Source organism: Pantoea sp. S-LA4, assembly GCF_054482835.1.
The window spans coordinates 1,733,739-1,760,272 of the sequence record NZ_JBTLRC010000002.1; the positions used below are offsets into that span (position 1 = coordinate 1,733,739).

General features: G+C 57.1%; 28 protein-coding genes. 14 read left to right on the forward strand and 14 right to left on the reverse strand.

Annotated elements, in window-relative coordinates; all coding sequences use genetic code 11:
- Positions 1-288 precede the first annotated feature (288 nt).
- The 4 genes from ACX3P5_RS08980 to osmV are packed head-to-tail and all read left to right on the forward strand — an operon-like array spanning position 289 to position 3,726.
- A complete protein-coding gene (locus ACX3P5_RS08980) occupies positions 289-1,005 on the forward strand; it encodes an ABC transporter permease (RefSeq protein WP_233984263.1) in 717 nt (238 codons plus the stop codon).
- 16 nt (positions 1,006-1,021) lie between these two features.
- Positions 1,022-1,933 (forward strand): glycine betaine ABC transporter substrate-binding protein, encoded by a 912-nt coding sequence (locus ACX3P5_RS08985; RefSeq protein ID WP_233984262.1) that lies wholly within the window; start codon positions 1,022-1,024, stop codon positions 1,931-1,933.
- A 9-nt stretch (positions 1,934-1,942) separates the two neighbouring features.
- Positions 1,943-2,590, forward strand: coding sequence for an osmoprotectant ABC transporter permease OsmW (gene osmW, locus ACX3P5_RS08990; protein WP_094119542.1), 648 nt, complete (start codon positions 1,943-1,945; stop codon positions 2,588-2,590).
- Positions 2,590-3,726: an osmoprotectant ABC transporter ATP-binding protein OsmV gene (gene osmV, locus ACX3P5_RS08995; RefSeq protein ID WP_233984261.1), complete on the forward strand. Its 1,137-nt coding sequence runs from the start codon at positions 2,590-2,592 to the stop codon at positions 3,724-3,726. Before osmW ends, osmV begins: the two co-directional genes overlap by 1 nt.
- Positions 3,727-4,001: 275 nt before the next feature.
- Here osmV and ACX3P5_RS09000 read toward each other — a convergent pair whose 3' ends face one another.
- The 4 genes from ACX3P5_RS09000 to ACX3P5_RS09015 form a co-directional block, all read right to left on the reverse strand.
- The gene (locus tag ACX3P5_RS09000) at positions 4,002-5,390 is read right to left on the reverse strand and encodes a nucleobase:cation symporter-2 family protein (RefSeq protein WP_233984260.1); all 1,389 of its coding nucleotides are present in this window, start codon (positions 5,388-5,390) and stop codon (positions 4,002-4,004) included.
- 181 nt (positions 5,391-5,571) lie between these two features.
- Entirely contained in the window at positions 5,572-6,270 is a 699-nt protein-coding gene (bioD, locus tag ACX3P5_RS09005) for a dethiobiotin synthase (RefSeq protein WP_233984259.1), read from the reverse strand.
- 113 nt (positions 6,271-6,383) lie between these two features.
- Positions 6,384-7,601: a sugar metabolism global transcriptional regulator Mlc gene (mlc, locus tag ACX3P5_RS09010; RefSeq protein WP_233984258.1), complete on the reverse strand. Its 1,218-nt coding sequence runs from the start codon at positions 7,599-7,601 to the stop codon at positions 6,384-6,386.
- A gap of 130 nt (positions 7,602-7,731) precedes the next feature.
- A complete protein-coding gene (locus ACX3P5_RS09015) occupies positions 7,732-8,625 on the reverse strand; it encodes a LysR family transcriptional regulator (RefSeq protein WP_233984257.1) in 894 nt (297 codons plus the stop codon).
- A 97-nt stretch (positions 8,626-8,722) separates the two neighbouring features.
- Between ACX3P5_RS09015 and ACX3P5_RS09020 the strand changes: the two genes are divergently transcribed.
- The 4 genes from ACX3P5_RS09020 (at position 8,723) to ACX3P5_RS09035 (ending at position 12,407) form a co-directional block, all read left to right on the forward strand.
- Positions 8,723-9,976, forward strand: a complete 1,254-nt coding sequence (locus ACX3P5_RS09020; protein WP_233984256.1) for an MFS transporter — start codon at positions 8,723-8,725, stop codon at positions 9,974-9,976.
- Between the two features lie 166 nt (positions 9,977-10,142).
- Positions 10,143-10,403 (forward strand): hypothetical protein, encoded by a 261-nt coding sequence (locus ACX3P5_RS09025; protein ID WP_233984255.1) that lies wholly within the window; start codon positions 10,143-10,145, stop codon positions 10,401-10,403.
- Positions 10,404-10,505: 102 nt separating this feature from the next.
- Positions 10,506-11,048, forward strand: coding sequence for a cytochrome b561 (gene cybB, locus ACX3P5_RS09030; RefSeq protein WP_233984254.1), 543 nt, complete (start codon positions 10,506-10,508; stop codon positions 11,046-11,048).
- Between the two features lie 174 nt (positions 11,049-11,222).
- Entirely contained in the window at positions 11,223-12,407 is a 1,185-nt protein-coding gene (locus ACX3P5_RS09035) for a sugar transporter (RefSeq protein ID WP_233984253.1), read from the forward strand.
- A 43-nt stretch (positions 12,408-12,450) separates the two neighbouring features.
- On the opposite strand, the gene bhsA (ACX3P5_RS09040) is transcribed toward ACX3P5_RS09035, so the two are convergent.
- On the reverse strand, positions 12,451-12,708 hold the full coding sequence (gene bhsA, locus ACX3P5_RS09040; protein WP_458968596.1) for a multiple stress resistance protein BhsA: 258 nt from the start codon (positions 12,706-12,708) through the stop codon (positions 12,451-12,453).
- A 24-nt stretch (positions 12,709-12,732) separates the two neighbouring features.
- Complete coding sequence (gene bhsA / locus ACX3P5_RS09045) at positions 12,733-12,990, reverse strand: multiple stress resistance protein BhsA (RefSeq protein WP_233984251.1); 258 nt, start codon at positions 12,988-12,990, stop codon at positions 12,733-12,735.
- A 299-nt stretch (positions 12,991-13,289) separates the two neighbouring features.
- On the opposite strand from bhsA (ACX3P5_RS09045), the gene ACX3P5_RS09050 reads away from it, so the two are divergent.
- The gene (locus tag ACX3P5_RS09050) at positions 13,290-13,940 is read left to right on the forward strand and encodes a TetR/AcrR family transcriptional regulator (RefSeq protein ID WP_458968597.1); all 651 of its coding nucleotides are present in this window, start codon (positions 13,290-13,292) and stop codon (positions 13,938-13,940) included.
- 82 nt (positions 13,941-14,022) lie between these two features.
- Here ACX3P5_RS09050 and rhaM read toward each other — a convergent pair whose 3' ends face one another.
- The 4 genes from rhaM to rhaB are packed head-to-tail and all read right to left on the reverse strand — an operon-like array spanning position 14,023 to position 17,900.
- Positions 14,023-14,337, reverse strand: coding sequence for an L-rhamnose mutarotase (gene rhaM / locus ACX3P5_RS09055; RefSeq protein ID WP_233984249.1), 315 nt, complete (start codon positions 14,335-14,337; stop codon positions 14,023-14,025).
- Positions 14,327-15,169 carry a rhamnulose-1-phosphate aldolase gene (rhaD, locus tag ACX3P5_RS09060; protein ID WP_233984248.1) on the reverse strand — a complete coding sequence of 281 codons (843 nt, stop codon included), beginning with the start codon at positions 15,167-15,169 and terminating at the stop codon, positions 14,327-14,329. Before rhaD ends, rhaM begins: the two co-directional genes overlap by 11 nt.
- 9 nt (positions 15,170-15,178) lie before the next feature.
- A complete protein-coding gene (locus ACX3P5_RS09065; RefSeq protein WP_233984247.1) occupies positions 15,179-16,435 on the reverse strand; it encodes an L-rhamnose isomerase in 1,257 nt (418 codons plus the stop codon).
- Entirely contained in the window at positions 16,428-17,900 is a 1,473-nt protein-coding gene (gene rhaB, locus ACX3P5_RS09070; RefSeq protein WP_233984246.1) for a rhamnulokinase, read from the reverse strand. The genes ACX3P5_RS09065 and rhaB overlap by 8 nt, the downstream gene beginning before the upstream one ends.
- 295 nt (positions 17,901-18,195) lie before the next feature.
- Here rhaB and rhaS point away from each other — a divergent pair, with 295 nt between their 5' ends.
- Both rhaS and rhaR read left to right on the forward strand, forming a co-directional pair.
- Positions 18,196-19,017: an HTH-type transcriptional activator RhaS gene (gene rhaS, locus ACX3P5_RS09075; protein WP_233984245.1), complete on the forward strand. Its 822-nt coding sequence runs from the start codon at positions 18,196-18,198 to the stop codon at positions 19,015-19,017.
- 11 nt (positions 19,018-19,028) lie between these two features.
- Positions 19,029-19,901 carry an HTH-type transcriptional activator RhaR gene (gene rhaR, locus ACX3P5_RS09080; RefSeq protein ID WP_458968598.1) on the forward strand — a complete coding sequence of 291 codons (873 nt, stop codon included), beginning with the start codon at positions 19,029-19,031 and terminating at the stop codon, positions 19,899-19,901.
- A 44-nt stretch (positions 19,902-19,945) separates the two neighbouring features.
- On the opposite strand, the gene rhaT is transcribed toward rhaR, so the two are convergent.
- Positions 19,946-20,980, reverse strand: coding sequence for an L-rhamnose/proton symporter RhaT (rhaT, locus tag ACX3P5_RS09085; protein ID WP_233984243.1), 1,035 nt, complete (start codon positions 20,978-20,980; stop codon positions 19,946-19,948).
- 360 nt (positions 20,981-21,340) lie between these two features.
- Here rhaT and ACX3P5_RS09090 point away from each other — a divergent pair, with 360 nt between their 5' ends.
- Together ACX3P5_RS09090 and ACX3P5_RS09095 are read left to right on the forward strand one after the other, a co-directional pair.
- The gene (locus tag ACX3P5_RS09090; RefSeq protein WP_458968599.1) at positions 21,341-21,664 is read left to right on the forward strand and encodes a hypothetical protein; all 324 of its coding nucleotides are present in this window, start codon (positions 21,341-21,343) and stop codon (positions 21,662-21,664) included.
- 43 nt (positions 21,665-21,707) lie between these two features.
- The gene (locus tag ACX3P5_RS09095; protein ID WP_008925225.1) at positions 21,708-21,806 is read left to right on the forward strand and encodes a YoaK family small membrane protein; all 99 of its coding nucleotides are present in this window, start codon (positions 21,708-21,710) and stop codon (positions 21,804-21,806) included.
- 3 nt (positions 21,807-21,809) lie between these two features.
- Here the strand turns inward: ACX3P5_RS09095 and ACX3P5_RS09100 are convergent, their stop codons facing one another.
- Positions 21,810-22,076, reverse strand: a complete 267-nt coding sequence (locus tag ACX3P5_RS09100) for a DksA/TraR family C4-type zinc finger protein (protein WP_233984241.1) — start codon at positions 22,074-22,076, stop codon at positions 21,810-21,812.
- 196 nt (positions 22,077-22,272) lie between these two features.
- On the opposite strand from ACX3P5_RS09100, the gene aldA reads away from it, so the two are divergent.
- On the forward strand, positions 22,273-23,709 hold the full coding sequence (gene aldA / locus ACX3P5_RS09105; RefSeq protein ID WP_458968600.1) for an aldehyde dehydrogenase: 1,437 nt from the start codon (positions 22,273-22,275) through the stop codon (positions 23,707-23,709).
- A gap of 35 nt (positions 23,710-23,744) precedes the next feature.
- Here the strand turns inward: aldA and ACX3P5_RS09110 are convergent, their stop codons facing one another.
- Positions 23,745-25,013 (reverse strand): MFS transporter, encoded by a 1,269-nt coding sequence (locus ACX3P5_RS09110; RefSeq protein ID WP_458968601.1) that lies wholly within the window; start codon positions 25,011-25,013, stop codon positions 23,745-23,747.
- A complete protein-coding gene (locus tag ACX3P5_RS09115; RefSeq protein ID WP_458968602.1) occupies positions 25,010-26,431 on the reverse strand; it encodes a M20 family metallopeptidase in 1,422 nt (473 codons plus the stop codon). Before ACX3P5_RS09115 ends, ACX3P5_RS09110 begins: the two co-directional genes overlap by 4 nt.
- Between the last annotated feature and the right edge of the window lie 103 nt (positions 26,432-26,534).

Sequence of the window (26,534 nt, forward strand, 5' to 3'; positions counted from 1 at the left end):
TGAAAAATTTTCATTGATGTGTTAGCCCAATCACCACGCGGCCTTAACACTATTTTAACCTGTTTTTCACCGACTGCTTTAGGGCGTTAAAGCTAGCGCGGCTCGCTTAGGGCTGCTATAGCATTAAAGCCTGTTTTTCAGCGTTCAGTTAAAAATCGTCGATAAACAGTCATTTGATGTGCATTTTATCGCAGTTTCGGTATTGGAAGCGGCGGCGGGTTTTGCTGCTTCTGTCGGGCTGCTAGTGATGGGTATAACAATTGAGATCGTAATCAGGGAGAGTCCCTTATGCAAAATGCTTCACTGGCCCGCCGCGCTGGTCTGGCACTGCTGGCTGTGGCCGCGGTGATTGGCGCGCTAATCTGGGGCCTTGGCTGGGACCAGTTAGTCGCCAGAAAAGTTGATCTGCTCTATCTCGGCCAGCAACACCTGTTTTTAGTCTTCTGGTCAATGCTGTTTGCTCTGCTGGTCGGTATTCCCAGCGGCATCATTCTCAGTCGCCCTTTCGCCCGTCGCTGGGCCGAATATGTGATGCAGATTTTTAACGTCGGTAATACGCTGCCGCCGCTGGCGGTGCTGGCATTAGCGATGGTGATTATCGGCATCGGCGACCGTCCGGCGCTGATTGCGCTGTTTCTCGCTTCTCTGCTACCTATCGTACGTAACACTTTCTCCGGCCTGAGTGCGGTCCCTTCTTCACTGATCGAAGCCGCCAACGGCATTGGTATGACCAAAATGCAGCGTTTGCGCCAGGTCGAACTGCCTGATGCGCTGCCGGTTATCCTCGCGGGCGTGCGTATTGCCACAGCCATCAATGTGGGTACCGCGCCGCTGGCGTTTCTGATTGGTGCCAGCAGCTTCGGCGAACTGATTTTTCCCGGCATCTACCTCAACGACTTCCCGACGCTGATCCTGGGTGCGGCGGCGACTGCGCTGGTGGCGCTGGTGCTGGATATGCTGCTGGCCGCGCTCGGCCGCTTTCTCAGTCCGCACGCTGCGGCATAACAATAAGGAATTTGCGATGCTTACGCGCTGGATAAAAAAGAGTGCCCTGACCCTGCTGGCGACGCTGGCATTAAGTCAGACCGCCCAGGCGGCGGCCCCGCTGGTGATGGCCACCAAGAGCTTTACCGAGCAGCACATTCTGTCGGCGATGACGGTGCTGTGGTTACAGAAGAAAGGCTTTGAGGTGATCCCAAAGCGCAATATCGCCACCACTATTGGCCGGAATGCGCTGCTGAATAAGCAGATCGATATGACGTGGGAGTACACCGGAACTTCACTGATCATTTTCAACCATATCAACCAGCCGATGTCGTCAGAGCAGGCCTATGACACGGTTAAAAAACTCGATGCGAAACTGGGCCTGGTGTGGCTTCAGCCCGCCCCGATGAACAATACCTATGCTTTCGCCATGACCCGGCAGCGGGCGGAGAAAGAGGGCATCACCACGATGTCGCAACTGGTGGCAAAAATTGAACAGGTACGCCAGCGCGATCCCGACCATAACTGGCGACTGGGGCTGGACCTGGAGTTTTCCGGCCGCTCAGACGGCATGAAGCCGCTGCAGAAGACTTACAACCTGGCGCTGGATCGGCCGCAGATCCGCCAGATGGACCCTGGCCTGGTCTATAACGCCATCCGCGATGGCTTCGTCGATGCCGGTCTGATCTACACCACCGACGGCCGGGTGAAAGGCTTTGACCTGAAAGTGCTGGAGGATGATAAGCATTTCTTCCCGAGCTATAACGTCACGCCGGTGGTGCGTAAGGATGTGCTGGAGAGCCATCCTGGCCTGGAAGCGGCGCTGAACCAGCTCTCCCCGCTGATTACCGATGAGTCGATCACCGAGATGAACAAGCGGGTCGATATCGATCACCAGTCACCGGAACAGGTGGCGCGTGATTTCCTTAAATCTAAAAACATGCTGTAAGGAGGCACTGTGGATACCCTTCACTACATCATGGATAACTGGAGCAGCCTGCTGACGCTGAGCTGGCAACACACCTGGCTGGTGCTGGTCGCTGTCGGGCTGGCAATTGTCATCGGCGTGCCGCTCGGCATTCTGATTGTCCGGGTGCGCTGGCTGGCTACGCCGATCCTCGGTATTGCGACCGTGGTGCTGACCATCCCGACCATCGCGCTGTTTGGCCTGATGATCCCGCTGTTTTCGCTGATCGGTCAGGGCATTGGTGCGCTGCCAGCGATTACTGCGGTGTTTCTCTACTCGCTGCTGCCGATTGTGCGTAACACCCATACCGCGCTGGAGAACCTGCCCGGCGGTCTGCGTGAAGCCGGTCGCGGCATCGGCATGACTTTCTGGCAGCGGTTACGCTGGGTGGAAATCCCGATGGCCCTGCCGGTGATCTTTGGCGGCATCCGCACCGCGGTGGTGATGAACGTCGGCGTGATGGCGATCGCTGCGGTGATTGGCGCCGGTGGGCTGGGCCAGCTGCTGCTGGATGGCATCAGCGGCAGTGATATTCGTATGTTAATCGCCGGGGCGTTAATGATTTGCCTGCTGGCAATTGTTCTTGACTGGCTGCTGCACCGTTTGCAGCAGGCGCTGACTCCTAAGGGAATTCGATAATGATTACACTGGAAAACCTGACGAAAACCTTTACCCAGAAAAACGGCACCACCATGAAAGCCGTGGATAATGTCAGCCTGGAAGTCCCTGCCGGTGAGATGTGCGTATTGCTTGGACCGTCGGGCTGCGGCAAAACCACCACCCTGAAGATGATTAACCGGCTGATCCCGGCGACCAGCGGCCGGATTCTGATTAATGGCGAAGACACCAGTAACCAGGATACCACCACCCTGCGCCGCAACATCGGTTACGTGATCCAGCAGATCGGTCTGTTCCCGAACATGACCATCGAAGAGAACATAACCGTGGTGCCGCGTATGCTGGGCTGGGACAAGAAGCGCTGCCGGGAACGGGCCACCGAACTGATGAGCATGGTGGCGCTCGACCCGAGCAAATTCCTGCATCGCTATCCGCGTGAAATGTCAGGCGGCCAGCAGCAGCGTATCGGCGTGATTCGTGCGCTGGCGGCAGATCCACCGGTGCTGCTGATGGATGAGCCTTTTGGTGCCGTTGACCCGATCAACCGCGAAGTGATCCAGAACGAGTTTCTCGATATGCAGCGTCAGCTGAAGAAAACCGTGATGCTGGTGAGCCATGACATCGACGAAGCGCTGAAGCTGGGTGACCGGATTGCGGTCTTTGGTCAGGGGAAAATCGTGCAGTGCGCCAGTCCGGATGAGCTGCTGGCGACACCGGCCAATGATTTTGTTGGCTCCTTTGTCGGCCAGGACCGGACGCTGAAGCGCCTGCTGCTGGTGCAGGCGGGTGACGTGACCGATCAGCAGCCGACCATCACCGTCCGGCGTTCCACTCCGCTCGAAGAGGCTTTCGGCACCATGGATGAGAATGACATGCGCTCGATCACCGTGGTGGATGAGGATGGCAAACCGCTCGGCTTTGTGAAGCGACGTGAAGCGCGTCACGCCAGCGGCCGCTGTGAAGAACGCCTGCACACCTTTAAGGTGACCGGTAAAGCGGAAGAGAACCTGCGCGTGGTGCTGTCAAAACTGTATGAGCACAATACCGTCTGGATGCCGATCGTCGATGAAGAGGGCCGCTACAGCGGTGAAATTTCGCAGGATTATATCGCGGACTACCTCAGTTCAGGCCGGACCCGCCGCCGCCTGAATCCGTAATGAAAAATCCGTCATAAAAAAGGGCCATCACGGCCCTGATGCCCGTCAGCGAGGCAACCAGTGATAACGCACTCTGGTGCCGCTCCGGGGCTGGCGGTCATCGCGCGGTACCTTCACTTTATTCTGCCTGACGGACCGCCGGGATGGCACATCCTGTGCCGCCCCGCCTTTCGCCCGCGTGCTGCGGGCTTTCCTTCATTCTGTACAGCGCTGCGGATTGCCTGCCCCGGAGCGGCATCAACCTGCTCTGAGCTTCAGTGCGTGCTGTTAAAAGGTTATGCCTGTTCTTCGCTGCCGCTCAGCGCTGACGCCTCTGACGCCGTTTCGGCACGCGCCTCGTCTGGCAGCACCATATTCAGCAGGATCGCCAGCAGTCCGCCAGTGGTCACCGCATGACCAAACAAGGTATTGATCAGTGGCGGAAGCTGCTTCAGCACCTCCGGCACCGCTTCAACGCCCAGACCGACGCCAAACGACACCGCCACGATCAGCATCTCACGACGGCCTAATGGCGTTTGCGTCATCACCCGGATGCCCGCCGCAACCACGCTGCCGAACATGACAATCGTCGCCCCGCCCAGTACCGGCGGCGGGATTTGCTGCAACAGTGAGCCAATCGCCGGGAACAGGCCGAGCAGCGCCAGCATCATGCCCAGAACCATCCCGACATAACGGCTGGCGACACCGGTCATCTGGATCACGCCATTGTTTTGCGCAAAGGTGGTGTTGGGAAAGGCCGAGAAGATCGCAGCCAGCACGCAGCTCAGGCCGTCGGCGACGATACCGCCCTGCAGCCGCTGCTGAAACGCCGCGCCGCTGATGGGCTGTTGTGAAATCAGGCAATTCGCTGTGAGATCCCCTACCGCCTCAATCACGGCAATGACCGAGACCAGCGCAATCGGCAGGAAAAGGGTCCAGTCAAAGGCAAAGCCAAACTTAAACAAGGCGGGCAGCACCAGCCAGTCGCTGCTGTCAGGCGCTTTCAGCTGCAGATGGCCGGTTAATGCTGCTGCAATGCAGCCGACCACAATACCGGTCACGACCGCAATCAGGCGCGCCCAGCGGTTGCGCGAACGGTTCAGCGCCACAATCACCAGCAGCGTCAGCCCACCCAGCGCCAGATTGCCCGGCGCGCCAAAATCGCGGGCGTTGTGTCCGCCAGCCCAGTCGGTAATGCTGACTTTAATCAGGCTGATACCGATCAGAGTAATCACCGTGCCGGTCACCACCGGCGTCAGCACTTTTCGTAACTGACCCACGCAGCGGCTGATCAGAATCGGGATCAGTGCCGCCACCAGGTTGCAGCCGAACAGCATCGCCAGGATCTCTTCAGGCGATCCCCCGCGCGCTTTCACCATCAGCCCGCCCGATATCAGCACGCCAAGAAAGGCAAAGCTGGTGCCTTGCAGGCAGATCATGCCCGCCCCGACGCCCATAAAACGCCTGGCCTGCAGGAATGTCCCCAGGCCTGAAACAAACAGGGACATGCTAATCAGATAAGGGATATAGGCCTGCAGACCCAGCACCGAACCGATAATTAACGGCGGCGTGATGATCCCGACGACGCTGGCCAGCAGATGCTGTAAGGCGGCGAAAAACGCCGGGACGGGACCAATACGGGCGTCAAGTCCGTACAACAAACCTTTCTCGTGCGATTGCGACATGATGGTGCTCCGGCAACAGTTATTAGCGGAGTTAATGCATTTTTTACGCCATCACGTCAGCCTCACCTCGCTTTTCCCGCCAGGTGATTGAATATTTAAGATAATATTTTTGTGACACGCCGGTAATCAACCTGCAACGTTACGTTCACTACCGGCAGATATGAGTTAATTTGTTTCATGATCAGGCGATCTTTGCACTCACAGCGTGCAGGTCAGGCCGATCCAGCAGTGAAATATCGATATAGGGCGTCAGATCGCGCTGCTCTGCACGCGGCAGATAAGGCAGTTCACCCAGCAGTGGCGCACGAATTTTTTCACGCAGCACTTCTATAATGTCGCTGTACTGCGCCAGCCCCGGATTGATGCGGTTAGCAACCCAGCCAACCAGCGGTAATCCATCCTGCAGGATAGCCTCTGCCGTTAAGAGCGCATGGCTGATGCAGCCCGGCTGGATGCCAACCACCAGCACCACCGGGAGTTGCTGCTCGATGACCCAGCAGGAGAGCGGCCGCGCATCGTTCATCAGGCTACGCCAGCCGCCGGTGCCTTCGACCACCACCCGGTCCGCCTGCTGCGTCAGGTTGGTTAAGCCCTGAGTCAGAGCGTCATAATCAATAATCGGGCCGTTGTGGGTTGAGATTTCCTGCTCTTCAAACAGCAGCGGATTGATGGCCTGATACGGCAATGCCACAGAGGACGCGCTTTGCAGCACCTGCGCATCTTTATTGCGCAGGCCGTCAGCGGTTTTCACTGCGCAGCGCGCCACGGGTTTGTACCCGACCGCACTGAAGTTTGCCTTGATAAAACTTTGTAACAGGGCGCGTGACACCACGGTTTTACCCACTGCGGTATCGGTGCCGGTAACGAATAGTCTCTTCACTCCACTCTCCTCTTAAACCGTTAATGGCTAATCGACGATTAACCGTGCGGATAAGCGGCATTTTAAGGAATGGTTGATGAGAACAGATTGCGTTAGCGCAAGATTAGTCTGGCTTAACCTTGCAATAGCTTCACTAACAGGTAACCGCTATAGAGCGCGTCCTTAATCAGCGCCGCGCCACCCAGCGTGCCTGGCTCGCTAAAGGCGGTGGGTGCCAGCTGGATAACGGCACTGTAGGCCGGCAGAGACTGTTGCAGAATGGTGTTGCTGACCGCCGGAAACAGCACCTCTGCCGCGGCATTCAGCGGCGAACCAATAAGAATCTGTTGCGGATTAAAGATATTGACCATCATCGCCAGGATTCGCCCGACATGATGCCCGACGCTGGCGATGGTATCGCGTGCCAGCCGATCGCCCGCCTGGGCCGCCTCACAGAGCGATGCCAGCGTCAGCGGCTGCTGATTAAGCAGGCTGTCGGGCTGGGTCGGCAGACGCTGAGCAGCCAGCGCCAGCAAACTGCCGATGCTGGCGACCGTCTCAAGACAGCCATGATTCCCGCAGTAACACTGCTGACCGTAAGGATCGATCTGAGTATGGCCGATCTCCACCAGCGCCCGGCCGCGTTTATGCAGCAGCTGACCGCCGCTGATAACGCCAGCCCCTACCGTTTCATCAATCACAATCTGAATCACATCTTCGGCGCCGCGAGAAGCACCGAACAGCGATTCGGCCAGCGTCCAGGCGGAAATATCATGCTGCACAAACACCGGTAAGCCGGTACGGGCTGCCAGCGCGTCACCCAGCGGCATGTCACGCACCTGATAGCCCGGCAGGCGATGCACCACGCCAGAGGCGGCGTTAATTAAGCCCGGCAGGGTGACCGCGATGGCGGTCAGGCGTTCCAGCTTCTGCTGATGACGAATAAAGAAGGCGTCAACCTGTTCAATCAGCGCGGTCAGTAGCGGCTGCGCCGCTTCGTCCGGCAGCGGCAGCGTATCTTCTGCCAGTTCGCGGCTGCTAAGGTCACGCAGGGTAAAGGTCATGGCACCGCGATGAAGGCGAATCGCCAGATAGTGCCAGGCATCGGTATCCAGAATCAGCCCAATCGCCGGACGACCCCGGCTACCTGGCTCCTGAAACTCCGTTTCCTGGACCAGATGGGCATCCAGCATTTCACGGACGATCTTGGTGATACTGGCCGGCGCAAGCTGGGCGCGTCGGGAAAGTTCGATGCGCGAAATAGGACCGTATTGATCAATTAATCGGTAAACGACGCCTGCATTGGTTTGCTTAATTTGGTCAATATGGCCAGGTTGACTGTCCAGATTCACAACCCTGCTCCCGGTTATTTTCGCGCTTCTAAATAAACATGCGTCATGGTGAGGCAGATCAGGCGGCAGCGTCAAATATTTGATTAGAAATGTGATTTATCGCACATATTGTCGTGGAGACTGGCCGAAGTTACGCCTTATTTTGCTGCAGCAACGCCATCATATGGCGCATCTGTTCATTTATTTCGCGCTCTGCGGACCAGACCAGCCACAGCTCGGAAAGGGCATCGCGCTCTTCCAGCGGCAGCCAGACCACATCCGCCAGCTGCGCCCGGCGAAAAGAGGCTGGCAAAATCGACACGCCTAACCCGGTCGCCACCAGTCCCAGAATAGTCATCGCCTCGCCCACTTCCTGGGTGATGTAGGGTTTGATCTGATAACGGTGCAGCAGCGCCAGAATCTCACTGTAGAGCGCGGTGCCGACCTGGGGATCAAAAAAGACAAAAGGCTCAGCCGCCAGCGCGGCAACGGAGATTTTCTCTGCTGTCGCCAGCGGATGGGCCCAGTGCACCACCGCATAGAGCGGCTCGCTCAGCAGCAGCTGGTGGCGTAAATCCGCCGGTAAAGGCGTGTTGCGCATCACCCCGAGGTCCAGCCGCCCATCATGAAGCGGTGCCAGCTGCTGACGGGTATTGATCTCCTGCATCTGAATATGCACCTGCGGCCAGCGCTGACGGAACTGGTAGAGCGCATCTGACACCACTGCGGTAAAGGGTGCCGAAGAGGTAAAACCGATGCGCAGTTCGCCCTCTTCACCGCGATGCAGCCGTGCCGCCCGATCTGACGCCTGTTCAACCTGCAACAGGATTGCGCGGGCATCCTGCAACAGCTGCTGTCCGGCAGCCGTCAGCTGCACGCTGCGGTTAGTGCGATTAAACAGACGGGCTCCGGTCTCATTTTCCAGCTGAATAATCTGCTGGCTCAGGGGTGGCTGAGAGATATTCAGTCGCAACGCCGCCCGGCCAAAATGCAATTCTTCGGCCACGGCAATGAAGTAGCGCAGGTGACGCAGCTCAATATTCATATGTTAAACGTCTTATTTGAGATTATTAATATATTAGACATCATAATCACCCTTTTTTAAGCTGACGACAGGTTTTTTTATCACTAAAGGAAAGATCGTGAGTCGCACTACTCAGGCCGCTACCGTCGAGGATCAGGTTGCCGGCAGACCGACAGCCTCACCAGCCTCATCAGGCTGGATTACCCGCGGTACGCCGCAATTTATGCGCGTCACGCTGGCCCTGTTTTCAGCCGGTCTGGCGACCTTTGCCCTGCTCTATTGTGTGCAACCGATTTTGCCGGTGCTGTCGCAGCAGTTTGGCGTGTCGCCAGCGGCCAGCAGCCTGTCGCTCTCTATCTCCACCGGGCTGATGGCGCTCGGCCTGCTGGTAACCGGGCCGCTCTCTGATGCTGTCGGGCGTAAATCTGTGATGGTGACCGCCCTGATGCTGGCGGCGATTTGTACGCTGATCTCCGCCACCATGACCAGCTGGCACGGCATTCTGATTATGCGCGCGCTGATGGGGCTGTCACTGAGCGGCGTCGCAGCGGTCGGCATGACCTATCTGAGCGAGGAGATGTCACCGCGGGTTGTCGCGTTCTCGATGGGGCTCTATATCAGCGGCAACTCAATCGGCGGCATGAGTGGTCGCCTGCTGAGTGGCGTTCTGACTGACTTCTACTCCTGGCGCGTTGCGATTGCGGTTATCGGCTGTTTTTCACTGGCCTCGGCGCTGATGTTCTGGAAAATCCTGCCACCGTCGCGCCATTTTCGCGCCACCTCGCTGCGCCCGCGCAACCTGCTGATTAATTTTCGCCTGCACTGGCGCGATGAAGGGTTGCCGTGGCTGTTTGCTGAAGGTTTTCTGCTGATGGGCGCGTTCGTCACCCTGTTTAACTACATCGGCTATCGCCTGCTGGCTGCGCCCTGGCACCTGAGTCAGGCCGTTGTGGGCCTGCTGTCAGTGGTCTACCTCACCGGTTCCTGGAGTTCCCCCAAAGCGGGTGCGTTAACCGGCCGGATGGGCCGTGGCCCGGTGATGTTCGGTGCCACCGCGATTATGCTGGCAGGCCTGCTGTTCACTGCATTTAATTCGCTGTGGCTGATTCTGCCTGGCATGATGCTATTCACCGCCGGCTTTTTTGCTGCTCATGCGGTGGCCAGCAGCTGGATAGGACCGCGAGCGCGTCGGGCGCGGGGGCAGGCTTCTTCGCTCTATCTGTTCAGCTATTACGTCGGTTCCAGCGTGGCCGGGACGCTTGGCGGGCTGTTCTGGCACAACTATGGCTGGATCGGCATCACGCTGTTTATCAGCGCCCTGCTGCTGCTGGCGCTGCTGGTTGCGTGGCGACTGCAATCTAAACAGCTCTGAGGTCAGCCAGACTGACCGCGCGACCCGGAACGCTTTTGGGCCGCTTTTGCCGCAGGCGACACAACCTTCAGATCCAGCCGTAACAAAACGCGGTTTTCCCGCTATAATCGGTCTGATTGTGATATTTGCTTACATTTGTCGCTTAACACAGCAAAAAGGAACGCCTGTGGCTCTCTACTATTACGTGAACAAACAATCAGGCTACAACGAAAACCATGTGGTCCATGCCGCTGGCTGTGCGTTTCTGCCGCTGCCCGCTGACAGACTGTTTCTCGGCAGCTTTTATCAGGTCAACGCGGCTCTATTACAGGCGAAAAAGTATTACCCAGGCGCGATGGGCTGCGATACCTGCTGTCCGCTGAACGGTAAATCCGGCCTTAATCAACAGCAAAGCGTGGCCCTGAAACATACCCTGACGTCACGCTAGCGTCGTGGCGGCGGAAAAGTTATCCCGCTGCGCTAATTTGTTAAGATTTACCGCTATTTTCCGTTATGTTAGAAGGCCTGATTCTGTTTAGCGGGTTTTACCATGCGGGAAAAATATGCTGGATCTCAAATTGCCCTTCACTGGCTGACCTTTGTGCTGGTGGTCATCGCCTATGCCACGATTGAGCTGCGCGGTTTTGCACAGCGCGGTTCGTGGCAGGGTTATGCCATGATCATTACCCACTTCAGCGCAGGCGCGTCGGTACTGGTGCTGATGATTGCCCGTCTGGTGCTGCGCACCCGTCATCGTACGCCAGCGATTACGCCGGCTATACGTCGCTGGCAAACCGGGCTGGCGCATCTGACCCATACGCTTATTTATGCTCTGTTTATCACGCTGCCGATTCTTGGGCTGACGTCACGCTATCTGAAAGGCCGCGAGTGGTGGCTGTTCGGCATCAGTATGCCGGTGGCAGCCGTACCCAATTTTGATCTCGCCGACTGGCTGATTGACTGGCATGAGACGCTGGCACCGCTGGGTTACTGGCTTATCGGACTGCATGCGGTGGCGGCACTGTTTCATCATTATCTGCTAAAGGACAATACGTTGCTGCGAATGATGCCGGCACGCCGACGCGGTCAATAACCTCAGGCTATCGCCCGGCCAACGGGCGATAAAAAATAATCAGGATTAAAAACGGTTTATAAGGTTCCCCTTCCCGGTTTATTCACTACAATAGTCAGTAATTTGTGACGCAGGTCACTTTCGCTGGATGTTTCTGCCACATCCGATTCGCTGTTCTGACTGACTTGACTCCTCATGCAATCAACTACTGTTTCACGTAAAACGGCCTGGCTTCGCGTGGTGTTGCTGGCTATTGCCGCCTTTGTGTTCAACACCACTGAATTTGTGCCAGTTGGCCTGCTCTCCGATATCGCCGCTGATTTTTCGATGCAGACCGCTGATGTTGGCATTATGCTGACCATCTATGCCTGGGTGGTGGCGCTGCTCTCTCTGCCGCTGATGCTGCTGACCCGCAATATTGAGCGACGAATGCTGCTCGGTGTGCTGTTCCTGATTTTTATCGCCAGCCATGTGCTGTCAACGGTAGCCTGGGACTTCCGATCGCTGATCGTTTCACGCATCGGCATCGCGCTGTCCCATGCGGTGTTCTGGTCGATCACCGCCTCGCTGGCAATCCGCGTGGCCCCGGCCGGTAAGAAAACCCAGGCGCTGAGCATGCTCGCCACCGGTACGGCGCTTGCCATGGTGCTGGGCGTACCGATTGGCCGCGTGGTCGGTCAGTATCTGGGCTGGCGTACAACATTTGGCGCTATCGGCCTTTCCGCGCTGGTGCTGATGATCATGCTGGTGCGGATTCTGCCGCGTCTGCCGAGTGAACACACCGGCTCACTGAGCAGCGTACCGATGCTGTTCCGTCGTCCGGCGCTGGTCAGCATGTATCTGCTGGTCACGCTGGTGGTGACGGCGCATTACACCGCCTACAGCTACATCGAACCCTTTATGCAGGCGGTTGCGCATTCGGGCGAGAACTTCACCACTCTGCTGCTGCTGATGTTTGGTTCAGCGGGCATTATCGGTAGCCTGTTGTTCAGTTCGCTGGGCAATAAATTCCCTTCCGCCCTGCTGATTGCCGCGATAGCGCTGATTACGCTCTGCATGGGGCTGCTGATTTTCGCTGCGGTTCGCCCCACGGCGATCTCCATCCTGTGCATTGTCTGGGGAATGGCGATGATGATGATCGGCCTGGGGATGCAGGTGCGGGTATTGTCGCTGGCACCGGACGCGACCGACGTCGCGATGTCGCTGATGTCGGGTATCTACAATATCGGGATTGGCGCAGGTGCGTTGCTGGGGAATCAGGTCAGCCTGCACTTTAAGATGGCCGATGTGGGCAATGTCGGTGGGATGATTGGTCTGGTGGCGCTGCTCTGGTGCGTCTATATTTTCCGCCGCTACCCGCAATTACGCAGCAACGGCTAGAAAAAAGGCTTCAGATAAGGGTTTATCTGAAGCCTGTTTCAGCTTACTTATAAAGTACTGCGGTGCCATGCAGGTTGTTGTTGCCAGAGGTCGAAGTGATGCGGAAAGACTTTGCGCCGACATCGCTGGCCTTTTCTGACAGTTGTTGTTCCAGCGAGGTCAGGTTAGTGCTGCCTGTCGCGCTGATGACGCCGATTTTTTGCTGATCCAGCGGTGAATGTGTCACCTGCTGGGCCGCCACGCTGGCAAAGGAGAGGCTGCTGAGTAGCGCAGCCACCGCCATAATAGTGAACCTTTTCATAACGAACCCCTTCTCAACAATCAATTACTGATAAATCACAGCCGTGCCGTGTAATTTGTTCTGACCACTGGTTGAGGTGATGCGGAACGATTTGGCACCGGCTTCATCCGCTTTGGCATTTAACTGTGCTTCAACAGACTGCAGGTTGCTGCCGCCCTGGACTGAAATAGTGCCGACAGGCTGCTGATTGATTGGGTCACTGCTGACCTGTTCAGCGGCGAATGCGCCAAAAGTCAGAGTAGTCAGTGCGATGGCGGCCAGGCTGAGTTTGATACTTTTCATGGGTTTCTCTCTCTTCATATTCGGTAGTGGAAAATGTGTGTCGTTATTTAATTAACGATCATTAACTAAATGATAGAACCCTTTGTGGCAGGTCGTCAATATTTATTTAATGAGCGTTATTTTATTCGCGAAGTGGCGTGATTATGGGCTTCGGCCCCCTTTTTCACTTAACCTTAGGGGCGATAAGCGAGCGCCGTCGCACAAAATGGCAATGGGTATTGCGGCTGCGTGAACCGGCCCTTGCACATTTTATTAATGATCGGTAATTTAATAGGGTATTTCACTACCCGAGAGGATCTATGAGCCAGATTCAGGAATGCGACGTGAAGAAGTGCCGCGGTCGTCCCAAAGTTTTCGACCGTGAAGCTGCGCTCGATAAGGCGCTGAACCTGTTCTGGACCCACGGTTACGAGGGGACGTCGCTGGCCGATCTGGTGGCGGCAACCGGTGCAAAAGCACCCACGCTCTATGCTGAGTTCGTCAATAAAGAGGGATTATTCCGGGCAGCCATGGAGCGCTACGTGGAGAAGTTCAGCGCCTGGCGTGATACGTCACTGGGTAACGATGAGTTGCCGGTCGATCAGGCGATCGAAGGCTATTTTCGTGCCACGGCGGCCTGCTTCACCGATCGCGATTCGCCCGGCGGCTGCTTCTTTATCTGTACGTCTACCACCCTGTCAGCGGCCTCAGCTGAGATCGCCACGATGTTGCAGCAGCAGCATCAGTCACAGGAGAGTACGCTGAGCCATTTTCTGCTGAGACGTCAGCAACGTGGCGAACTGAGCGAATCGGTAAATATTGCGGCGGTCGCGCGCTATCTGGGTTGTATGCTGCAGGGGATGTCTGTTCGGGCGCGCGAAGGTGCGCCGCGGGCCGATCTGGACAACATCATTGATACGCTGATGGCGATGTGGCCGACGCTGACCGGCTTGTGTCAGCACAAAGCGTAAAATCAGCGTAAAAAAATCAGGGCGGTGATAACACCGTCCTGATTGTTGGTGAGCCGATAGCCTGTCTGTGACCCGAAGGCGATCAGTCGAGAAAGAAAACCGGTTTTAAAGGCTGGCTGATCGGACTGTTGTCCTGATTAGAAGGCATCAGATCCTTCATCGATGCCCACCAGCGCTGGCACACTTCCGTCTCTGCAACAGCATTCCAGCGCGCTTCTGACTCGATCTCAACGCTGGCGAACAACAGGTTGCGATCCGCATCCAGCCAGATGGCATAGTTGTGCGCGCCATGCGCCTTCAGCGTTTCGGCCAGTTCTGGCCAGATGGGAGAATGACGACGTTCATATTCTGCGTGACAGTCAGCATTCACCTGCATCACAAAGGCTTTACGAAGCATTGGCTGGCCCCACGTCCAGCGCCGCCTGCCACGGATTCACCCCGAAGCGTTCGCCCAGCGCCACCAGTTGTTCGGTGGTGATACTCTGCCGCATCCCGCCCATCGACAGCACCTTAACGATCACTTCAGAGGATTTTTCCGCGGTATCAATCAGACCAAAGGTTTCATCCAGTGTGGGTCCGCTGCCAAAGATGCCGTGGAACGGCCACATGACCAGGCTGTGCGACTGCATCTGTTCCGCGGTGGCCGCGCCAATACCGTCGGTGCCGGGTACCATCCAGGGTAAGATGCCGACGCCATCCGGGAACACCACCAGACATTCGGTACTGCCTTCCCACAACAGACGGGTAAAGCGGGCTGAATCGAGTTCAACCACATAGCTCAGGGACATGAAGTTAGTGGCGTGGCAGTGCATGATGACGCGATCCGCGCCGTTGCTGACCGCTTTACGCACGCCATGTGACTGGAAATGGGAGGCCAGTTCAGACGTTGGCAGGCCGCCATTCGACAGTCCCCAATGAATTTTGAACGAGAGTCCTTTGTCATCCACCTGCAGCAGCGCCAGACAATCGGCGGGATCGAGCTGCACGTTACGGAAGAACTTGCCCGATCCGGTCACCAGAAACCAGCAGTTTGCCAGCGCGGGCGCGGGTTGTGTCAGTTCAATGCAGCGCGGTTGTGCATAGAAATCGGCAGCAAAAGGTTTCACCTCCTCCTCCAGCAGACGCAGGCTGACGTTACCGCCGTTACGCTCATCCCAGCCCTTCAGCCACATATCGCTGGTTGCTTTAACCATTCCCTGAACAAACCAGGAAGAAAGAATGCTTTGCATAGTGAATCCTTAACGTTGACTCAAGATTTGTTGTTCATAGTGACGGACATCGCTCAGCCAGCTGGCATCGGCGGGCACATCGTGACGCAGGCACCAGGCTTCCCATACCGCCTGCCACGGCAGTGACTTCTGCTCTTCCAGCAGCGCCAGTCGGGCGGTGTAATCGCCGTCAGCTTCCACTTGGCGCAGACGATCGGTGGGTTCCAGCAAGGCGCGCAGCAGCGCTTTTTTGGCGTTGCGGGTACCGATAACCCAGGCCGCGATGCGGTTGATGGAGGCATCAAAGAAGTCGAGACCGATGTGTACCTTGTCAAACAGCTGATGACGGACAATCTCGCTGGCGATCGCCTGCGTTTCATCATCCAGCAGCACCACGTGATCGCTGTCCCAGCGCACCGGACGGCTGACATGCAGTAACAGACGCGGGACATAAAGCATGGCGGCGGAGATTTTGTCGGAGATCACTTCGGTCGGATGGAAGTGACCGGCATCCAGACAAAGTGCCGTCTGGCGGCTGGCGGCGTAACCGAGATAAAACTCATTTGAGCCCACGGTGTAGCTCTCAGCGCCAATGCCAAACAGCTTGCTCTCTACTGCATCGATATGGTGCTGCGGGTTGAGTTTTTCTGAGATGATCTCATCCAGGGCGCTCATCAGACGCTGACGCGGGGCCAGACGATCCACGGTGATATCTTTCATGCCATCCGGTACCCAGATGTTCATGACCGAAGGCGTGCCCAGCTGCTCACCAAATGAGGCGGAGACCCGGCGGCTGGCTTTACAGTGGTCGATCCAGAACTGGCGAATGGTTTTATCGGCATGGGAAAGCGTAAAACCGTCGGCACTCAGCGGATGCGAGAAGCAGCTCGGATTGAAGTCCAGCCCCAGCTTGTTCTCTTTGGCCCAGCTGACCCAGTTAGCGAAATGTTCCGGTTCAATCGCATCACGCGCCACCGGCTTGTCGCTCTCCAGATAGATGGCGTGCAGGTTCAGGCGTTTAGCGCCGGGAATCAGTGACATCGCTTTATCAAGATCGGCCCGCAGCTCGCCTGCGTTACGGGCGCGTCCCGGATAGTTACCGGTTGCCTGAATACCGCCAGTTAATTCGCCCTGCGGGTTTTCGAAGCCCCGGACATCATCGCCCTGCCAGCAGTGCATGGAAACCGGGATGCTATCCAGCTGGCGGATGGCCTGTTCAACATCAACCCCGATGTCGGCGTAACGTTGTTTAGCCAGTTCAAAAGCCTGTTCAATCTGCTTAGTCATAAGCGAGTTCCTTAGCGGGTTGACTCAGCGCCACAAAGCGTGCCTGACTGGCACCGAAAGCGCTGTTTGTTTGCGGTTCAAATTTTTTGAGCGGGAAATTGTTGACCACGCAGCAGCGGAAATCGGCTACATCGGTCAGCTCGCCGAGCGCGATCAGCTGACAGCCTACGTTGCCCAGCGTGGATGCTTCGATCGGTCCGGCCAGCACCGGAATCTGACAGGCATCGGCGCACAGTTGATTAAGGAAATGATTCTGGCTGCCGCCGCCCACAACGTGCAGCTGGCTGAAGGGTTTGCCGCGCAGCTGTGCCAGCTCCGTGATGACTTCGCGGTAGAGCAGCGCCAGGCTGTCAAAAATGCAGCGCGCCAGGGTCGCGGCGGACTGCGGCACCGGCATACCCTGCTCCGCACAGGCATTCTGGATCTCATTGACCATGCTGTCCGGATTGATAAAGCGGGCATCGTTCGGGCTGATCAATGACACGCAGGCGGGCTGTCGGGCGGTGTCGGCAATCAGCGGGCTGAGATCGTCGATATGAAGTTCATCGCAGACGCGCTGCAATAACCATAATCCCATGATGTTCTTCAGTACGCGGTAGCCTTCCGCGCCGCCCTCATTGGTGATATTGGCACGCAGTGCCGCCTCTGACGCGTAAGGTTGCAGGCTTTCAAAGCCCATTAATGACCAGGTGCCGGAACTGAGATAGGCAGCATCGTCCTGCATTAGCGGCGTCGCCAGTACCGCGCTGGCGGTATCGTGGGTGGCGACGGCAATCACCGGAATGCGCTCACCGCGGGCGTTTAGCCAGTGGCCGACGGTATTACCCGGCGGCTGTGGCTGGCCGAACCAGGCGGCATCGACACCGGCCCAGCTGAGCAGATCGCGATCCCATTCGCCGCTGTCGATATTCAGCATCTGGGTGGTGGTGGCGTTAGTGTATTCCCAGTTGAGATTGCCGGTCAGGCGATAGTGCAGATAGTCCGGGATCATCAGCGCATGCGCGACGCGGGCCTGCCAGTCGGGCTGCTGCTGGTGCAGCGCACGCATCTGATAAAGCGTATTAAACGGCAGAAACTGAATGCCGGTGCGGGCATAGATTGCACTGTGGCTCAGATCGCGCTGCGCCTGCTCCATCAGACCGTGGGTGCGGGCATCGCGGTAGCTGACCGCTTCACCCACCTGCTCGCCGTCACTATCCAGCAGCACCATGTCCACGCCCCAGGTATCAATGCCGATGCTGTCCGGCACTACGCCCTCTTCATCCAGCTGCGCCAGTCCGGCCCGGATCTCCTGCTCCAGCATCGCCACATCCCAGCAGTCATAGCCGGCACGACGCTGGCGGGTATTCGCGAAACGCCGCACCTGGCGCAGGCTGAGGTGGCGCTGAGCGGCATCCCAGTGTGCGAGCATCACCCGTCCGCTGGATGCGCCGAGATCGATAGCAACAATATTTCGCTTGGTCATGGCAGCATTTTTTCCTGTGATTTGATGGTCACAGAGTAGAAATCCTGCCGGGTCGCCACCTTCCCGACAGTGCCAGCGGGCGAAGGCCACTGGCAGACTTGCAAAGAAGTTCGTGAGAGAGATCACAGAGACGAGAGCTAAGGCGATGTGACCCCTGCCGCAAATTTGTTAACTGCTGAGGATTTCTTGAATAATCAGCAAGATTACTGCTGAGATGAGCGGAAAATTCAAGGTAAGGTGACCCTGTGCTGATTAGACTCCGTTACGGTTTTGTTAACAGTGGCGAGAGGCGATAATGACCATTTTGCACAGTGCGGATTTTTTCCCGGAAGGCGATTATGCAATCGCCATTGAGCCGCGTGTTCCACAGCAGGCTTTTCCGGAACATCATCATGATTTTCATGAAATTGTGCTGGTAGAGCATGGGTCAGGCATTCATGTGTTCAACGGGCAGCCGCAAACGCTGTGCGCTGGCTGCGTCTGCTTTGTGCGCGATCACGATCGACACCTGTATGAGCAGACCGAGAACCTCTGCCTGACCAACGTGCTGTATCGCAGTCCGGGTGCGTTTCGCTTTCTCTCCGGACTGCAGGCGCTGCTGCCCTGTGATAAGGATGGACACTATGCTTCGCACTGGCGTATTAATCACAAAGTGATGGCCCAGGCGCTGAGTGTGGCGACGCAGATGCGGCAGGATGAGGTCTGGTCACTGGAGAAGCAGGCACGCCAGGAGCAGCTGTTTCTGCAACTGCTGGTGCTGCTGCGTGAAGCGTGTCGTGACGAACAGAGCCAGGATCAGGAGGCACGTCTGCATCGGCTGCTCGACTGGCTCAACGATCACTACAGTGATGAGATTGTCTGGGATGAACTGGCCGATCGTTTTTCCCTGTCGTTGCGCACGCTGCATCGACAAATGAAGCAGCAAACCGGCAGCACGCCGCAGCGTTACCTCAACCGGCTGCGGTTATTGCAGGCGCGCCATTTGCTGCGTCACAGTGATATGCGAATTACCGATATCGCCTTTCAGTGTGGATTTGGTGACAGTAACCACTTCTCCACCCTGTTCAGGCGCGAATTTGGCTGCGCACCGCGAGCGGAGCGCCAGCAGATGTTGTAAAGGAGCACAGTATGGCGTTGATACTCAGCCGGGATGATTATTTTCCTGCCACCAGCTTACCGGTGGCGGTGGCCGAACGGATGCCCCAACCCTCTTTTCCGCCGCACCAACATGAATTTAGCGAAATCGTCATTGTCTGGCGCGGCAACGGTCTGCATCTCCTCAACGATCGTCCCTGGCTAATCACCTGTGGCGACGTTTTTTATATCCGCGACAGTGACTGCCACAGCTACGACAGCGTCAACGACCTGGTGCTGGATAATATCCTCTATTGTCGTGACCGCTTCACCCTTGGGCTGGACTGGAATCAGCTGCTGCCACCCCAGGGCGCCGATGCGCCCGGCTACTGGCGTCTGACCACGCGCGGTATGGCGCTGGCGCGCGGCGTGATTAGTCAGCTGGAACGCGAAAGCCGCAAAAGCGATTCCCTGTCGGTGCAGCTGTCTGAGGCGCTGTTTTTGCAGCTGGCGCTGATCCTGCGCCGTCATGGCTATGCTGCCGATCGCCCGTGGGCGCTGCCGGAAGGTGAGCAGTTAGATTTGCTGATGTCTGCATTACAGGGGGCGATTGCCCGTCCTTTTGACCTCGCCGAGTTTTGCCAGCATAACCAGCTTAACGAGCGGGCGCTCAGGCAGCTGTTTCGCCAGCAGACCGGTATGACCATCAGCCATTATCTGCGCCAGTTGCAGCTCTGCCAGGCGAAGTATCTGCTGCGTACCCAGGATTGTCTGATTAGTGAAGTGGCGGCCCGCTGCGGCTTTGATGACAGTAACTACTTTTCGGTGGTGTTTACCCGCGATACCGGCCTGACGCCCAGCGCCTGGCGTCAGCGTTTCATTTCACCCGGCCACGTATTAAAAAACGCGGATTTTGAATCACAATAGCGCGAGCCTGCATCGGCAGGCTCGCGCTTCACTGCGGTTTACAGTCAGGCTGCCATGCCCAGCCCAACGATATTGGCGGCGATGATAATCACCACGCAACCAATCGATAAAACGCTAACCGGCCGACGACCCGCTGACTTCCACTCTTTCATCAGCAAACCGACCAGACCGCCACACAGCACGTAGAGGCTCATGTGCAGCATCCAGCTCACATAGTCATACTGCGCCGGGATTCGGGCATGTCCCCAGGCGTAAAAGAAGAATTGCAGATACCACATGGTGCCGCCGAGGACGGCAAACGCCACGTTCGCCATCAGCAGGGGCTTTGCCACCGAGAAATCACGGCGCACTGACAGTTCGGGTCGGGTTGCCAGCCGGAAGAAACAGAACGCCAGGTTGACCAGCGCCCCGCCGCCCATAATCACCACATAGCTGGGCAGCGCGACATAGAGCGGATCGATGCCCAACTGCGCGGCGGCCTGGTGCATCGGCTTCGCGGCATCCATCGCAAACGACATTCCGGCAGAGAAAATGCCGCACATCACCGCCAGCACCAGTCCTTTTTTCAGATTGAACTCTTCCGCATTAATGCCCAGCGCCCGTTCTTTCAGCAGGCCAGCCCGGGTCACTATGCCCACCCCAATCAGCGCCACCAGCACGCCAAGCAGGGTTAAGCGGCCACCGGCGGAGGCGAACAGCTCACCAAACCGGCCTTGCAGCAGCGGCGTCATCAGCGTGCCAACCACCAGCGTAATGCCAATGGCAATACCGATGCCCATCGACATGCCGAGATAACGCATCGTCAGACCGTAGTTGATGTTACCGATCCCCCACATCGCGCCGAACAGAAACACCGGCATCAGCTGGGCCAGGCTGAAACTACTGTAATAGGCGCGGAAGTCGGGCAGCAAAATGGCGCTCACCGCCCAGGGCAAAATCAGCCACGACATCACACCACCCACCGACCACATGGTTTCCCATGACCATCTTTTCACCTGTTTAAAAGGCGCGTAGAAACACGCGGCGCTGGCAGCTCCGACAAAATGCCAGAAGATTCCTGCAATAATGGCACTGTTCATTGTTTTTTCCTGGTTAGGTTGAGGCCTGACGGAAACCAGACGATTTCCGCTTAGCAGGCAGTCTACGTTTTGCAGGAATTCCTCAGCCTTTGAATGAATGCCGGATGCCGCAACGTAATGGCAAAATTGCCCGATTAATCCCGCCAGGGATCACAAATTGCTCTTTGTCAGATTGCCGGACGCTTTCCTGGCTAAGTCGCTTATTATTCAGTGTTTTTTGTGATTTTGCTGTGTGGCGCAGCACATTATCAGCCTGGCTGCCATGCGCGCGATCATTTTGGCAAAAGAACAAAGAAGCCTTTCCTTACGGCGGCGAGGTTCGTATAAACTGGGGGAAATTGATCGGATTCAGGGATTAGGATGACGACGAAGTGGTTAACGCTGTTTCTTTCACGCGCAGTCAGCCAGGTGATGCTGGATGATCTGCGGGCGATTTTGCCCGCAGATGCCATGAAGGTTTTTGTCAACGGGCTGGATGAAACGCACTACGCCACCATTGAATGCGTGCAGGCTGAACAGCATTGTGCCTTGATCGCCGCAGCCATCGTCATCTGGCGTCAGCTGGGACACGTTGAGCATATTGTGTTTAAAAAAGGGGAGCTGCTGCGTGAGGTTACTGATGCGACGCAGTTTCAACTGTTTACCCTGTTGAAAACCCACCGCGCAGTGTTACAGCTGTCGTGATAAGATCGCCCGCCTTACCCTCTCTGTTATCAGCAGGAAAATAATGAGAATTGGCATCCTCTTTCCTATCGCCATTATCGTGGCGGGCGTAGGCTTTCTGGCCTGGTTTATTGGCAGTGGCCTGGCGATGCCGGGCTCCTGACGCCTAGCGCAGCTGGCTGTCTTTACTGCCCCGCCGGTTATATAAGCTGCTACTCTGCTGCTGCTTGTCCAGCTTCTCCTGACAGGATACGCAGTAGCGTACGCCTTTTAACGCTTTACGGCGCGCCTCGGGAATGGGTTCGCCGCAGAGTTCGCATTCGGTGGCGCTTTCGCCCTGACCGATTGACTGCCGGACACGTTCAATGCCGTCGTTGACGGTGCTGTCGATCTGCTCCTGTACTGCGCCTTCCGACGCCCATCCGTTTGCCATGATGTGATCCTCCTGTTACGGCTTCTCTCCTTTAAATCTATAACAATTTGCGGTTTTTGCCGTAAAACGCGCCGATTTCTGTGATTGGTTGCCAGCAGTTCTTCACGCCTGGCAATCAGGAAAAGGTAGACCCGCCGGATCTGTTTCACCCTGCTATCACATTATTGCAACGTACCGTTAGCGGAGAGTCCTGCGAATGACAACACATCATCAACATTACATCAATGGCGAGTTTATCGCCGATCACAATGATAAGTGGATTGAGGTGATTAATCCCGCCACTGAGGCGCTGCTGTCGCGCATCCCGCAGGGCAGCAAAGAGGATGCACAGCGCGCTATCCTCGCCGCCGAAGCGGCGCAGCCAGCCTGGGAAGCGCTGCCCGCAGTGGAGCGGGGTCGCTGGTTGCATAAGATCGCCACGGCGATTCGCGCACGCGAACCGCAGCTGACCTGGACCATTGTGGCGGAAGGAGGAAAAACGCAGGGGCTGGCGCAGACCGAAGTGCTGTTTACCGCAGACTATCTCGACTATATGGCTGAATGGGCCCGCCGTTACGAAGGAGAAATCATCAACAGCGACCGCGCCAACGAGAATATTTTCCTGTTTAAAAAAGCGATTGGCGTCACCACCGGTATTCTGCCGTGGAACTTCCCGTTCTTCCTGATTGCGCGTAAAGCCGCGCCAGCGCTGATCACCGGCAATACCATCGTTATCAAACCCAGTGAACTGACCCCGAATAACGCCGCTATTTTTGCTGAGATTTTACAGCAGATTGAGCTGCCCGCCGGAGTGATCAACTTTGTTTATGGCTATGGCCCGGAAGTAGGACAGGAGCTGGCGGCAAACCCGAAAGTGGGCCTGGTCAGCCTGACCGGCAGCGTGGGTGCCGGCATTGCGACCATGCAGGCAGCGGCGAAAAATGTCACTAAGGTGTCACTGGAACTGGGCGGTAAAGCACCGGCTATCGTGATGGAGGATGCCGATATCGATCTCGCGGTGCGGGCAATCGTCAGCTCCAGGATGATCAACAGCGGCCAGGTCTGTAACTGTGCAGAACGGGTCTATGTCCAGCAGGGCATCTACGATAAATTTATCACCGCCCTTACCGCCGCGTTCCGCCAGGTGAAACTGGGCGATCCGGCTCAGCACAGCGATATCGATATGGGCCCGCTGATTAATGCGGCGGCTCTGGCGCGTGTCGAACAGAAAGTGGCGGATGCGGTAGCGGCAGGCGCAACGGTGGTGCTGGGCGGCAAACGGGCTGGCGATAAAGGCTTCTTTTTTGAGCCAACGCTGATCACCGGTGTGCGTCAGGAGATGGAGATTATGCAGGAGGAGATCTTTGGTCCGGTGCTGCCGGTGATGGCCTTTAACACGCTGGACGAGGCGATCGCGCTGGCTAATGACTGCCAGTATGGCCTGACCTCCTCGCTCTATACTCAGAATCTGAACACCACGATGAAGGCGCTGCGTCAGCTGAAGTTTGGCGAAACCTACGTCAACCGTGAAAACTTTGAAGCGATGCAGGGTTTTCATGCCGGCTGGCGTAAATCGGGTGTTGGCGGTGCCGACGGCAAACATGGGCTGGAAGAGTATCTGCAGACTCACGTCGCCTATCTTCAGTTCAGCTAAACAGCAAAAACGGGCCATGATAGCGGCCCGTTTTGTTATCCCAGATGCTTACGGCTGCGCGACAGCGCCACACCACTCAGGACGGCGACCGCCATCAGATAATAGCCTGGCGCCAGGCTGCTGCCGGTAGCGGCGATCAACATGCTGCAAATCAACGGCGCAAAACCGCCGAACACCGTCACCGCCACGTTATAACTGATTGCCATACCGCTGGCCCGGGTGGTGGCAGGAAACAGATCGGCCATCACCGACGGCACCGTCGAGAAGTAAACGGACTTCAGCAGCGCCATCCAGGCCACCAGCAGAATCAGCGTGGTCGGCGTGGTGTGATCGACCATGCCTTTAAAGGCCGGATAGATGGTCACCATCAGCAGTAACAGCGATCCCCACATCAGCGGCAGACGGCCAATACGCTCTGCCCACAACCCCATCACTGGCGTGACGACCGTCAGGATGATCCCCGCCACCAGCGTAGCGGTGAAGGCTACCGATCCCGACAAGTGCAGCGTTTTGGTGGCATAGGTCGGAATGTAGTTCAGCATGTAGTTGATCGCCGTTGAAATAACCATCACCCCAATCGCCAGCGTGATCAGCGCCTTCTGCCGACCGAACAGGGTTTTAAGCGGCGCACTGTGCTTCTCCTGCGCCACGAAACTGGCAGGCTCGTGAACGTGGCGGCGAATCCAGGCACCCAGCGGACCAATCAGTAAGCCAAAGGCAAACGGGATCCGCCAGCCCCATGCCTGGATTTCACTTTCACTCAGCCACTGCGTCAGCCCCAGCCCAAACGCCGACGCCATCAGCGTGCTCGCGCCCTGGGTGGCAAACTGCCAGCTGGCGATAAACGCTTTCCGTTCCGGAAAGTGCTCCACCAGAAAAGCGGTGGAACTGCCAAACTCGCCACCGGCTGAAAATCCCTGTATCAGCCGCGCCAGGATAATCAGCAGCGGCGCAGCCAGCCCAATGGTGGCGTAACCCGGCATAAAGGTGATGATCGCCCCGCCCAGCATCATCAGATTGATCGACAGCAGCAACGCCTTTTTACGACCGTGGCGATCGGCGTAGTTACCTAATACCAGCGCACCCAGTGGGCGGATAAGAAACGCAATACCGAAGCTGCCAAACGTCAGCAGCAGCGACACCGAGGGATCGCTGACCGGAAAGAAAGCGTGGGCGATATAGCTGGCGAAAAAGCCATAAACCGCGATATCAAACCACTCCAGCGCGTTACCAATACAGGTGGCAAACAGGGTTTTATGCAGGCTGGGCGTGATCCGTGGCGTGCTCTGCGCGATGCTGCTCATTGTCCACTCTCCTGCCAGTCACGGTGGCGGGCGATTAACAGCTGGCCCTCTTCACCCAGTTGCCAGAACAGCCGGGTCATGATCTCCAGCCCTTCGCGTGCGATTGAAGTCAGCATATGCTCATTGACCCCGTGCTGCCCGCAGGCCGGATAAGAGTGCGGCACCCACAGCGTTGGCAGGCCGAGGATATCGGCAAACACCTCATTGGGCAGCGATCCGCCAAGGTTGGGCAACAGCGCCGGTTTTTTACCGCTGCTGCGGGCCAGGCTGCTGAGCGCCCATGCCACCAGCGGGTCCTGCGGATTCAGCCGCGTCGCCGGCGAGCCGCGCATAAACTCCACGCTGACATTATCGAAACCGTGCTGACGCAGATGCTGGTCGATGTGCTGCGTCAGATTCTGCCAGTCGGTGCCGACCACAAACCGCAACTGGCAGACCGCCGTGGCGCGGCCCGGAATGGCGTTCATCGGCCGCGCCGGGTGACCGGTTTCAAACGCCAGCACCTCCAGCGTATTCCAGCCATATAACCGTTCGGCCGCGGTTAAACCCGGTTCACCCCAGTTTTCAGCCAGCGCCGGATCGCCCGGCATGCCCCCTGGCTCGATGTCACTGAGGATGTCGCGCACCGCTGGCGTCAGTGAGTCAGGCTTTAGCGCCGTCACCTGTAACACGCCCTGCGCGTTCACCAGACAGGCCAGCGCATTCGCCAGTTGCGTGCCCGGATTGCTTAATAATCCGCCCCAGTTTCCTGAGTGATAGGCGTTGTCGCGCGCCGTAATAGTCAGACGAAAGTTAGCGGCTCCGCGTGAGCCAAGGAACAGCGTCGGCCGCTCAGCATTAAGCCGCGGGCCGTCGGAGGCGATAAACAGATCGGCGGCCAGCAGCGCCTGCTGCTGCTGGCATATCTGCGCCAGTCCCGGCGAGCTGATCTCTTCCCCCATCTCAAACAGGATTTTGCAGTTAAAGCCCAGCCGGCCGCCGCGTGCCGCCATCACCTGTTCCAGCGCCGCCAGATTGATGCAGTGCTGGCCTTTGTTATCCGCGCTGCCCCGGCCATACCAGCGATCGCCTTCCGCGGTCAGTTGCCACGGTGATAAGTCCTGGCGCCAGTTCTCTGCATCGCCTGACACCACATCCCCATGACCGTAGCAAAGCAGCGTGGGCTGCGCCGGATCTTCTATCCGCACAGCGATCAGAAACGGTGGGCTCTGCGGCTGAGGATTATCAAAAAGGTGAAGCGTAAAACCGAGTGCCTCAAGCTGAGGCCCAATCTCAGCCTGCAGATAGTGCTGCAGTTCCGCCTGACGACCGGGATGCTGACTCTCCGTGATACAGGCAATGCGTCGGGCCAGCAGTTGCTGAAACGCCCCGCTGTCGAAATAGCGCATCGCCTGATTTACCGCCTGTTGCTCTGTCATGTTTGCCCTGTTTGTTTTTTTAATGGTCAGTTATCTTTGACAAACTTCGGGCTTTGCCACAATTATCAATTTATCGAGTGAGCTTTGCTTTTAAAGCAACATC

What these genes read in the sequence shown, in the direction of transcription:
- rhaR (WP_458968598.1), top strand. Translation starts at nt 19,029, where the DNA reads ATGGCGTTGATACTCAGCCGGGATGATTATTTTCCTGCCACCAGCTTA.
- ACX3P5_RS09050 (WP_458968597.1), top strand. Translation starts at nt 13,290, where the DNA reads ATGAGCCAGATTCAGGAATGCGACGTGAAGAAGTGCCGCGGTCGTCCC.
- ACX3P5_RS09100 (WP_233984241.1), bottom strand. Translation starts at nt 22,076, where the DNA reads ATGGCAAACGGATGGGCGTCGGAAGGCGCAGTACAGGAGCAGATCGAC.
- ACX3P5_RS09015 (WP_233984257.1), bottom strand. Translation starts at nt 8,625, where the DNA reads ATGAATATTGAGCTGCGTCACCTGCGCTACTTCATTGCCGTGGCCGAA.
- cybB (WP_233984254.1), top strand. Translation starts at nt 10,506, where the DNA reads ATGCGGGAAAAATATGCTGGATCTCAAATTGCCCTTCACTGGCTGACC.
- rhaD (WP_233984248.1), bottom strand. Translation starts at nt 15,169, where the DNA reads ATGCAAAGCATTCTTTCTTCCTGGTTTGTTCAGGGAATGGTTAAAGCA.
- ACX3P5_RS08985 (WP_233984262.1), top strand. Translation starts at nt 1,022, where the DNA reads ATGCTTACGCGCTGGATAAAAAAGAGTGCCCTGACCCTGCTGGCGACG.
- ACX3P5_RS09115 (WP_458968602.1), bottom strand. Translation starts at nt 26,431, where the DNA reads ATGACAGAGCAACAGGCGGTAAATCAGGCGATGCGCTATTTCGACAGC.
- ACX3P5_RS09065 (WP_233984247.1), bottom strand. Translation starts at nt 16,435, where the DNA reads ATGACTAAGCAGATTGAACAGGCTTTTGAACTGGCTAAACAACGTTAC.
- rhaS (WP_233984245.1), top strand. Translation starts at nt 18,196, where the DNA reads ATGACCATTTTGCACAGTGCGGATTTTTTCCCGGAAGGCGATTATGCA.
- ACX3P5_RS08980 (WP_233984263.1), top strand. Translation starts at nt 289, where the DNA reads ATGCAAAATGCTTCACTGGCCCGCCGCGCTGGTCTGGCACTGCTGGCT.
- aldA (WP_458968600.1), top strand. Translation starts at nt 22,273, where the DNA reads ATGACAACACATCATCAACATTACATCAATGGCGAGTTTATCGCCGAT.
- bhsA (WP_458968596.1), bottom strand. Translation starts at nt 12,708, where the DNA reads ATGAAAAGGTTCACTATTATGGCGGTGGCTGCGCTACTCAGCAGCCTC.
- rhaT (WP_233984243.1), bottom strand. Translation starts at nt 20,980, where the DNA reads ATGAACAGTGCCATTATTGCAGGAATCTTCTGGCATTTTGTCGGAGCT.
- ACX3P5_RS09035 (WP_233984253.1), top strand. Translation starts at nt 11,223, where the DNA reads ATGCAATCAACTACTGTTTCACGTAAAACGGCCTGGCTTCGCGTGGTG.
- ACX3P5_RS09000 (WP_233984260.1), bottom strand. Translation starts at nt 5,390, where the DNA reads ATGTCGCAATCGCACGAGAAAGGTTTGTTGTACGGACTTGACGCCCGT.
- bhsA (WP_233984251.1), bottom strand. Translation starts at nt 12,990, where the DNA reads ATGAAAAGTATCAAACTCAGCCTGGCCGCCATCGCACTGACTACTCTG.
- ACX3P5_RS09095 (WP_008925225.1), top strand. Translation starts at nt 21,708, where the DNA reads ATGAGAATTGGCATCCTCTTTCCTATCGCCATTATCGTGGCGGGCGTA.
- rhaM (WP_233984249.1), bottom strand. Translation starts at nt 14,337, where the DNA reads ATGCTTCGTAAAGCCTTTGTGATGCAGGTGAATGCTGACTGTCACGCA.
- ACX3P5_RS09090 (WP_458968599.1), top strand. Translation starts at nt 21,341, where the DNA reads ATGACGACGAAGTGGTTAACGCTGTTTCTTTCACGCGCAGTCAGCCAG.
- ACX3P5_RS09110 (WP_458968601.1), bottom strand. Translation starts at nt 25,013, where the DNA reads ATGAGCAGCATCGCGCAGAGCACGCCACGGATCACGCCCAGCCTGCAT.
- rhaB (WP_233984246.1), bottom strand. Translation starts at nt 17,900, where the DNA reads ATGACCAAGCGAAATATTGTTGCTATCGATCTCGGCGCATCCAGCGGA.
- osmV (WP_233984261.1), top strand. Translation starts at nt 2,590, where the DNA reads ATGATTACACTGGAAAACCTGACGAAAACCTTTACCCAGAAAAACGGC.